Origin of the sequence: Catellatospora coxensis (genome assembly GCF_016862635.1) — a bacterium.
Taxonomy (GTDB): domain Bacteria; phylum Actinomycetota; class Actinomycetes; order Mycobacteriales; family Micromonosporaceae; genus Catellatospora; species Catellatospora coxensis.
This window is the reverse complement of sequence record NZ_BONI01000064.1, coordinates 46,038-55,415: the sequence shown is the minus strand read 5'-3', so window position 1 is coordinate 55,415 and position 9,378 is coordinate 46,038. Positions and strand designations below refer to the sequence as shown.

The 9,378-nt window shown below is 73.6% G+C and carries 7 protein-coding genes; 1 reads left to right on the top strand and 6 read right to left on the bottom strand.

Annotated features, from left to right (window positions below; all coding sequences use genetic code 11):
* From Cco03nite_RS30520 to Cco03nite_RS30495, 6 genes are all read right to left on the bottom strand, one after another.
* A partial coding sequence (locus Cco03nite_RS30520; protein ID WP_203696374.1) for a hypothetical protein occupies nt 1–264 on the bottom strand: 264 nt, incomplete at its 3' end.
* Nucleotides 265–465: 201 nt separating this feature from the next.
* Entirely contained in the window at nt 466–1,641 is a 1,176-nt protein-coding gene (locus tag Cco03nite_RS30515) for a macrolide family glycosyltransferase (RefSeq protein WP_203696372.1), read from the bottom strand.
* Nucleotides 1,634–2,950 carry a condensation domain-containing protein gene (locus tag Cco03nite_RS30510; protein ID WP_203696363.1) on the bottom strand — a complete coding sequence of 439 codons (1,317 nt, stop codon included), beginning with the start codon at nt 2,948–2,950 and terminating at the stop codon, nt 1,634–1,636. The genes Cco03nite_RS30515 and Cco03nite_RS30510 overlap by 8 nt, the downstream gene beginning before the upstream one ends.
* Nucleotides 2,947–3,180 (bottom strand): acyl carrier protein, encoded by a 234-nt coding sequence (locus Cco03nite_RS30505; RefSeq protein ID WP_203696361.1) that lies wholly within the window; start codon nt 3,178–3,180, stop codon nt 2,947–2,949. The genes Cco03nite_RS30510 and Cco03nite_RS30505 overlap by 4 nt, the downstream gene beginning before the upstream one ends.
* On the bottom strand, nt 3,177–6,041 hold the full coding sequence (locus Cco03nite_RS30500) for a non-ribosomal peptide synthetase (RefSeq protein ID WP_203696359.1): 2,865 nt from the start codon (nt 6,039–6,041) through the stop codon (nt 3,177–3,179). The genes Cco03nite_RS30505 and Cco03nite_RS30500 overlap by 4 nt, the downstream gene beginning before the upstream one ends.
* Nucleotides 6,038–7,507 (bottom strand): class I adenylate-forming enzyme family protein, encoded by a 1,470-nt coding sequence (locus Cco03nite_RS30495; protein ID WP_203696357.1) that lies wholly within the window; start codon nt 7,505–7,507, stop codon nt 6,038–6,040. The genes Cco03nite_RS30500 and Cco03nite_RS30495 overlap by 4 nt, the downstream gene beginning before the upstream one ends.
* 145 nt (nt 7,508–7,652) lie before the next feature.
* On the opposite strand from Cco03nite_RS30495, the gene Cco03nite_RS30490 reads away from it, so the two are divergent.
* Nucleotides 7,653–9,089, top strand: a complete 1,437-nt coding sequence (locus Cco03nite_RS30490; RefSeq protein ID WP_203696355.1) for a condensation domain-containing protein — start codon at nt 7,653–7,655, stop codon at nt 9,087–9,089.
* Nucleotides 9,090–9,378 lie beyond the last annotated feature (289 nt).

The window sequence follows — 9,378 nt, the reverse complement described above, 5'->3', positions numbered from 1 at the left end:
AACCGACGAGCCCTGCGCGAGCCAGGGCGTGGTCTTGCGGGCCTCGGTCAGCATCTTGTCGAGCTGCGCCGGGCCGCAGGTCAGCTTGTCTGCGGGACGCGCCCGGTTGTGAGCATGGACGGCCTGCGATTTGGCGACGCATTCATTCCAGATCCACCGGCAGCGGTCCCACTCGCTGTTGAGCAGCTTCTCGGCGGCGGACGACGCACGCAGCCGATAGGTGTACCGGGCATGCCCGGCGGCCTGGCCCGTCTGCGTGCTCACGGCAGCCACCGTAGCGGTGTGGTCCGACAGCGGCCGCCGGTCCGCCTAGCGACGGATCGGCTGTCCTTGCCCCGCTACACGGGAGTCCGGATTCCTCCACTGCCCGAAGGCCGCGGCACCCTCCAGAGGATCTGGTGAAACCCCGCGACTCGCACCCGATACAGGCTTCTCTGACCACGATGGGTCGCCGACACACAGCGGTTAGAGCACGAATTGCTCGATGATGTCGGCTGCTCGGGGCGTGCCGCCGGCAGCGGTGATCGCGCGGCGCATGTGGTCGACGCCGTCCATGATGGTCGGGTCCTTGACCATGAGTTCGATCGCCATCCTGAGCGCGCCGGGGTCGGCGTGCTCGGCGGTCAGCCGGGTGCCGAGTCCGAGCTGTTCCACGCGCAGCGCGTTGGCCTCCTGCTCCAGCGTCTGCGGCGCGGCGAGCACCGGCACACCCGCGCTCATCGCCTCCATGACCCCGCCCATACCCGCATGGCAGATCATGGCCGTGGCGTGGGCGAGCACGTCGAGCTGCGGCACGAACCGCCGCACCTCGACGTTGCCCGGCGTACGTCCCAGCGCCCCGAGGTCGATGCGCTCGCCGACGGCGAGCACCACATGCCAGTCGGTGCCGCCGAACGCCTCGACGCAGTGTCGATAAAAGTCGGGCCGGTTGTTGTAGACGGTGCCAAGCGTCACCAGCAGCACGTCACGGTCCCGGGGCGGCCACCACCGCAGCGGCGTACTCCGCAGGCACGGCCCGACGAACCGGTACCCGGGCCCGAACAGCTCCCCCGCGTACTGGAACGAACGCGGGTAGAACGCCAGGTGCGCCTCGGGCTGCGGGGTGAGGAACTGCGCCGGGTCCAGCACCGGGCAGTGCTCGGCGAGGAACGCCTCCAGCCGGGACTGGTAGATGCCGAGCACCGGGTCGGCGGGGTCGAAAGCGGCCAGGGCCTGGCCCATCGACCAGTGCTCGTTGGACACCAGCATCGGCCACAGCTGGACGGCGGGCACGTCCAGCCGGGCGGCGAGCACCCGCCCCGCGAACGCCATCCGGTCGAACACCACCAGGTCGGGCCGGTCGTCGCGGTAGAGCGGCGCGAGCTGCGCGTACGTCGCCTCGGCCTCTTCAAGGAACGCCAGCAGCGTATGGCTGATGTACCCGTCACGCGCGGGCGCGCACAGCGTCGGATCGTGGTCCGCCGGGCGCAGCGACCGGTACGGCCGCACGACCGCGCCCGCCGCCTCGACCACCGGCCGCCGCTCCTCGGTCGTGCAGTACGTCACCCGGTGCCCGCGCCGGGTCAGCTCCTCCACCACCGGCAGGGTCGGGAACACGTGCCCGATGGCGGGGATGTTGAAGAACGCGATGTGCCTACCCATGGGATGCCACCAGCTCGGACAGGCGGTCGCCGGGCCGGGCGACCACGGCGGACAGGATCTGCTCGTACCGCCGGGCCATCGCCTCGACGGTGTCGGGCCGGAACAGGGCCGTGTCGTACCGGATCCCGGCGCGCAGCCCCGTCTCGTCGAGCCGCCAGATGTCGAACACGAGGTCGTGCAGCACCTTGGCGTGCCCGTGCGGGAAGCCTTCGACCTCGACCGGCCCGAGCCGGGTCAGCGCGGCCGGGGTGTCGTTGCGCATGCTGAACACGACGTCGAACAGCTGGGTCCGGCCCGGTTCGCGGGGCACGCCGAGCGCCGCGATGACCCGCCCGAGCGGCGCCGACTGCCGCTGCAACCCGCCGATGACCGTGGTGCGCGTACGTTTGAGCAGCTCGGCGAAGGCGGGATCGCCGGTCAGGTCGGCGCGCAGCGCGAGGGTGTTCGCGAACAGCCCGACGACGGGCTCGAACTCGGCGCGCACCCGCCCGGCGACGGGGGTGCCGACGCAGAAGTCGTCCTGGCCGCTGCGTTCGCGCAGCAGCACCTGCAGCGCGGCCAGCAGCACCATGAACGGGGTGCAGCGGGCGCTGCGCGACAGCTCGACAACCGCACCGGCCAGCTCCGGGCTCATCTGGTGCAGATGCTCGGCGCTGTGCGCGGACTTCTCCGCCGGGCGCGGCAGGTCGGTCGGCAGCTGAAGTTGCGGCGCCCCGGCCAGCCGCTCGCGCCAGTACGCGAGGTCGCCGGCCTGGTCCTGTTCGGCCTGCCAGAGCGCGAAGTCGCCGTACTGCAGCTCCAGGTCGGGCAGGTCGGGTTTGGCCCCGTCGAGGGCGGCGGCGAAGCCGGCGCGGATCTCGCGGCCGACGATGCGCAGCGACGCCCCGTCGGCGAGCAGGTGGTGCATGGTGAAGCACCAGACGTGGTGGTCGTCGGCCAGGCGCAGCAGGCAGGAGCCGACCAGCGGGTCGGCGGTGAGGTCGAGCAGCCGGTGGGTACGGGCCGACAGCAGCTCGGCGGCCCGGGTGTCGCGCTCGTCCTCCGGCAGGCCGCTGAGGTCGACGAGCTCGGTGTCGATCCCGGCGGGTGGCAGGACGACCTGGACGGGTTCGCCGTCGCGGTGGACGAAGCCGGTGCGCAGGCTCTCGTGCCGGTCGACGACCGCGCTGACGGCCGCCTGCCAGGCGGGCACGTCGAGCGGGCCGCGCAGCCGCCAGTTGAGCACCAGGATCGGCGACGCGTCGCCGGGGTAGGCGGTGCACAGGTACCAGAAGCGCTGTTGCAGCGCGGACAGCGGCAGGTGTCTCATAGCCGGTCAGCCACCATTCTGGTGATCGCGTCGAGGGTGTCCGACCCGGACCCGAGGTCGATCTCGACGCCGAACTCGAGGTCTATGGCGTCGATGAGCCGTAGCGCGCCGAGCGAGTCCAGGCCCAGGGTGCGCAGCGAGCCGCCGGTCAGGGCCTGGTCGGCGGTGACCGATCCGCCGGTGACGTCATGGACGAGCGCGGCCAGCCGCCCGCTCAGTTCGGCGGTCACGGTCGCTCCCGCAGGTAGGCGACGATGTCGGCGATCGTCGGGGTGTCGAAGAAGACCTCCAGCGGCACGTCCCGGCCGAGCTGTTGCATGATGCGCACGTTGATCCGGGTGATGGTCAGCGAGTGCCCGCCGAGGTCGAACAGGTCCTCGTCGGGGCCGATGTCGTCGACGCCGAGCACGTCCTGCCAGATGCCCTGCAAGGTGCGTACGAGGTCGTCGGTTTCGGCGGCGGGTGGGCTCGCCGGGGCGCGGGTCGGGGCCGGTTCGGGCAGCGCGGCCCGGTCGAGTTTGCCGCTGGGTGTCACGGGCAGGTGCGTCAGCACCGTCCACGAGGTCGGCACCGTGGCCGCGGGCAGCTGGGTCGCGAGGTGGCGGCGCACGTCGGCGGTGTCGAGGGTGTCGCCGCGGGGCACGAGGTAGGCGGCCAGTTCGCCGCCGCGCAGTGCGACGGCGGCTTGGGCGACCGCGGGGTGCTCGCGCAGGTGGGTTTCGATCTCCTCCAGCTCGATGCGGTGCCCGCGCACCTTGACCTGGCTGTCGGTGCGGCCGCCGAAGGCGATGCGGCCGTCGGCCGTCCAGCGGCACCGGTCGCCGGTGCGGTAGAGCCGCCCGCCGCCGAAGGGGTCGGGGCGGAAGCGCTGCTCGGTGAGGTCGGGGCGGCGCAGGTAGCCGTCGGCGACGCCGTGGCCGCCGATGCACAGCTCGCCCCATACGCCGACGGGCAGTGGGTTTCCGGCGTCGTCGAGCAGGTAGATGCGGGTGTTGGCGATCGGGCGGCCGATGGTGACGGTGTCGGGATCGGCGGGGATGTCCTCGGCGGTCGACCAGATGGTGGTCTCGGTGGGGCCGTACACGTTGACGAGCCGGGACACCCTGGCGCGCAGCCGCCGGGCCAGGTCGAGGGGGAGGTTTTCGCCGCCCGCGAGCGCGGTGACCGTGGCCCGGCCGTCGAAGCCGGCCTCCAGCAGCACCTGCCAGCCCGACGGGGTGGCCTGGACGTGCGTGACGCCTTCGTGTTCGACCAGCGCGTTGACGGCCCGGCCGTCGAGGCCGCCCGCCTCGCCGGCGATGACCAGGCGGCCGCCGGTGACCAGCGGCAGGAACAGCTCCAGCCCGGAGATGTCGAACGACAGCGGGGTGAGTCCGAGCCACCGGTCCCCCGGCCTGCTGCCGACCGTCTCGGCCATGCCGAGCAGCAGGTTGGCCAGGGCGGTGTGCGGCACGACCACGCCCTTGGGGCGGCCGGTGGTGCCGGAGGTGTACATGACGTACGCGGTGCCGGCGGGTACCTCGCCGCCGGGCGACGCGGCCGGTACGGCGGCGAGGTCGTCGAGGATCAGGGCGGGCTGGGCGTCGGCGAGGATCAGCTCCTGCCGGGCCGCCGGGTAGGCCGGGTCGACCGGCACGTACGCCGATCCGGCGCGCATCACGGCCAGCATCGCCACCAGCGCCTGCCGGCCGCGGGGCAGCCGGATCGCGATGAGCGCCCCGGGTCCCGGCAGCCTGGTCGCCAGCTCGGCGGCGGCGTGGTCCAGTTCGGCGTAGGTGAGGCGGTGGTCGCCGTCGACGACGGCGATGTCGTCCGGGCGCAGCCGGGCCTGGGTGGCGAACAGCTGGGCGACGGTGCCGCGCTGCTCGCGGGCGGTGTCGTTCCAGCCGTGCAGGACGGTGGCGAGTTCCGCCGCGGGCATGACCGCCATGGTCGCGACGTCGGTGTCCGGGTCGGCGGCGACGGCGGCCAGCACAGTCCGCAGGTGCTGGCCGATGCGGTGTGCGGCGGCGGTCGGCAGGTGGGCCGGGCTGTGCTGGAGGCTGACCGCGAGGTCGCCGTCGGGTCCGTCGACGATCTGGATGTGCAGGGCGTTGCGCGCCGCGCCGTGGAACAGCGACCACAGCACGTCCGTGGGCAGGCCGGGGAAGGCGGGTGCGGGGCCGCGCCGCCGGTAGCCGACCGAGACCGCGGTCAGCGACGGCGCGGCCCGCAGCCCGCCGACGACCTGGGCCAGGGGCACGGTGCGGTGCCGGTACAGCTCGCGCAGCCGTGAGCGCAGGTCGTGGGCGTAGTCGCGGAACCGGCCGCGCGCCGGGGCGACGCCGATGGGCAGCTCGTTGACGTGCAGGCCGATCCGCGCGGCGGTGTCCTCGTCGCGGGTGGACAGTCCGACCGCGACCGGCATGCCGGTGTTGCCGTACCGCGCCAGCAGCACGTGGATCGCGGCGAGCAGCACCTCGAACCGGGTGAGGCCGCCGACGTCGACGGGCGGCATCGTGAGTTCGACCGTGTGCCCGGGTTCGGCGGCGGCCGGGGCGCCGGTCAGGTCGGGCAGCACGGGCTCGCCGGCGCCGGTCCAGTGCTCGGCCCAGTAGGCGCGGGCGGCCTGCACGGCCTGCTCGCCCGGTTCGGCGGCGGCCAGGTCGGGCAGCGGTGGCAGGTCCGTGCCGCGGTAGGCGGCGGCGAGGTCGTCGAGGAGCAGGTCCTTGGACATGCCGTCGAAGACGAGGTGGTGGGCGGTGAACAGGAGCAGGTGGCGGGTGGGGGTCTCGCGCAGCAGCGTGCACCGGGCCAGGGGGCCGCGGCTCAGGTCGTACGGCCGGGCGATCTCCTCACGCAGGCGCGCGTCGCTGTAGGGTGCGTCGCTGAGCGTGATCTTCTCGGCGGCGGGAACCAGCCGGGGCAGGTCGCCGTCGAGGACGACCGCGCAGGCCAGGACGGGATGCCTGGCCACGACGGCGGCGCACGCCTCGCCGAGGGCGTGCCGGTCGAGCTCGCCGTCGAACCACACCCCGAGCGCCATGTGGTACGCGGTGCCCGCCACCGCCGCCTGCTCGGTGAACCACACGCCGTGGCTGATCGGATTCACGCGCCACCTCCGGTGCCGGCTGGGAAGAGTTTCACCAGCTGTCGTTTGAGGACCTTGCCCGCGTCGTTGCGCGGGAGCTGATCGAGCACGAGCAGGTCGCCGGGCAGCTGGTGGTCGGCGAGCCGCTCGGCGAGGAACGCGCGGATGCCGGGCAGGCCGACCTCGCCCGCGTCGGGGCGGGGCACGATCGCCGCCGCGAGGCGTGCGCCGAGCACCGGGTGCGGCACGCCGACGACCGCGGCCGCGGCGACGGCGGGGTGCTCGTGCAGCGCGGCCTCCACCTCCAGCGTGGAGATCTTGTACGCGCCGGACTTGACCACGTCGCTGTCGCGGTCGGACAGGTACAGGTGGCCGCCGAGCAGCCGGCCCAGGTCGCCCATCCGGACCCAGCCGTCCTGGAAGGTGTCCCGGGTGGCGTCGTCGTCGCCGAGGTAGCGGCGGGCGTGCGGCGAGCGCAGCCACACGTGGCCGATCTCGCCGTCGGGCAGCGGCCCGCCGTCGGCGTCGGTGATCCGTACCGCGCCGGTGGTGACCCGGCCGACCGCGTCCGGGCGGGCGGGGTCGAAGATCATGTTGGTGTGGGCGGGGGCCGCCTCGGTGGACGTGTAGTGGTTGACGATCGCCGCGCTGGGGAACACCCTGCTCAGCCGCAGGGCGACCGACGGTGGCAGCGGTGCGGCGGTCGAGCCGACCAGGTTCACCCCGGACAGGTCGAGGCCGTCGAGCGCGCCGGAGTCGAGCAGCTCGATCGCCGTCGCGGGCACGAGGAACACGGTGCCGACCTCGGGCAGCCGCTGGGCGAACCGGCGGGGCGTGAACCGCGGCAGGGTCAGCGCCGAGGGCCGGGCGGTCAGGGCGTTGATCAGCATCGTCTGCGCGGCGTTGGTGCCGATCGGGAAGGCGTGCAGGAAGCGCCGCGAGTGGGCCAGCGCCAGCCGCTTCGGGTGCGCGGGTACGCCGTCGGTGAGGTTGGCGTGGGTCGCGGCGACCGCCTTGGGCCGCCCGGAGGTGCCCGAGGTGAACAGGATCTGGGCGATCGCGCCGGAGCGGGCGTCGTCGGCGGGGTCCGGTGTGCCCGCCGCGACGAGCGCGTCGACCTCGGCGCGGCCGCTGATGACGAGGTCGGCTCCGCAGGCCGCGAGCAGCTGGGACAGCCGGGCGGGCGGGAGCTGGTCGGGCAGCGGCACGGCGACCGCGCCCGCGCGCTGCACGCCGCAGTACGCGACGGCGAAGCTCGTCCAGTCACGGCCGGCGAAGACCAGGCCGACCGCCGCGCCCGCGGTGACTCCCCTACTCCGCAGCGCGGAGGCGAGCGCGGCCGCGTCGCGGTCCCACTGCTCGAAGGTCAGCGTGTCGACGCCGGCGACCTCGATGGCCACGTCGGCGGGGTTGCGGGCACGACGCCACGTCAGCAGTCCGGGGACTGTCCGACATGGTTGAAGCGGTGGTTCGCCGATCCCGGGCATGGGAGAACGTCTCCTAACGCGACCTGGAGCGGGGATCGGCATCTCGCCCGCATGTGTCGACCCGAGTCTGCATCGGGGGGCGGCGGCCAGGGATCGGCCGAACGGAGGAAAGCGCTTTCCGCCATCGACGCCCTACGCTGTCATGATGTCCACCCACGGCCGCTCCACCGTCGCCGCGGCACCGGCCGCCATGATCGCGTACGCCACGCAGGCGACCGCCCCCTTCGCCGGGCCGGCCGACCCGGGCGCGCCGCTCACCTGGGGCCAGCGCGCGCTGTGGATCGCGATCCGCCGCCACGGCGCCAGCCACGCCATGTTCAGCCTGCGCCGGGTCGTCGCCGCACCCCGCCGGACCGTGCTCGACGTGCCGACGGCACTGCGCGCGGTGGGGGCCCTAGTCTCCCGGCACAGCTCGCTGCGCACCCGTGTGCAGGAGGTCGGCGGGCAGCTGCGCCAGGTCGTTGCCGATTCCGGCGAGCAGCCGGTGCTGGTGATCCCGCTGGCCGAACCGCGCGGCGACGGCGGCGCGGCGCTCGCCCAGCAGGTGGCCACCGAGCTGGCCGCCAACCCGTTCGAGCACGACCGGGAGTGGCCCCAGCGGTTCGCCCTGCTGGTGGCGAACGAACAGGTGCAGCAGATCGTCGTCGTGCTGAGCCACACGACCGTCGACTTCCGGGCCGCCGAACTCGTGCTCCGGGACCTGCGCCTGCTGCTGGTACGCGGCGAGGCGCCCGCCGCGCCGCCCGCGCAGTCGGCCGACATCGCCCGGCTGGAGGACGGCGAGCGCTTGCGGCGGCGCTGCGAGCGGGCCGTGCGCTACTGGCTCGACAGCCACCACCGGCTGCCCGCCGACACCCTGCCCGCCGTCGGACCAGTCCAGTCGCCCCGTTTCCAGCGCTGCGTGCTGACATCGCAGGCCGCCGACGCGGCCGCGCGGGCCGTGGCGCGGCGCGAGCGGGTGTCCAGCTCGACGGTGCTGCTCGCCGCGGTCGCCGGGGTCATCTCGGCCTGGTCCGGCCAGGACACCTGCGGGATCTACACGATGGTCAACAACCGCTCGGCCGACGAGTACCGGGAGGCGATCTCGAAGCTCAACCAGCTCGGCCTGCTGGTGATCGACCTCGCGGACCGGCCGTCGTTCAACGCCGCGCTGCCCCGGGTCTGGCACGCGGCCGTCGAGGCCTACCGGCACGCCTACTACGACCCCGAGCGGATGGCGGCGGCGCACGAGGCCGCTGGGCTGCCGTACGCCAGGGGGGTCAACAAGCACTGCTATTTCAACGACATCCGCCTCGCGCCCGAGGCCGAGGCGTCCGGCGAGGACCTCGACGAGGCCGCGCTGCGGGCCGCCGTGGCGCGGAGCGGCTTCGCGGTCGCCGAGGGACTGGACACGTTCACCTGGCTGATGCGGGTGGAGGTGATCGACGCGCCCGGCGGGATGGGCCTGGCCGTCACCGGCGACACCGCCCACCTGCCCCCGGACGTGGCCGAGCGCTTCCTGCGCGACGTCGAACGGCTGCTGGTCGACGCGGCGCTCGGCGCGCTGCCCTGGCCGTGGACGCGGCCCGCGGCCGCCGCGTGAACGACGTCGGGTGGGCCGCCTCGCTGTTCGATGAACAGGCACAACAGACCGGCCGCCGAGCCCGTTGCGCCCGGTCGCCGCGCGTGAAACGATGCACAGCAATACACACCTCTCTATATAGGAGGTTCTCCATGGTGCGTGCGCTCCGCCACGTCGCCGCTCGCCTGATGGGCAGGTCCCAGGTCAGCGGCCGGTACCCGTACTGGTTCTACAACTACCCCGAGTAGGCCGACCAACTCCCGAAACCCCGGTCGCAGGACCTCGATCCGGGGACCTGCGACCGCTGGAG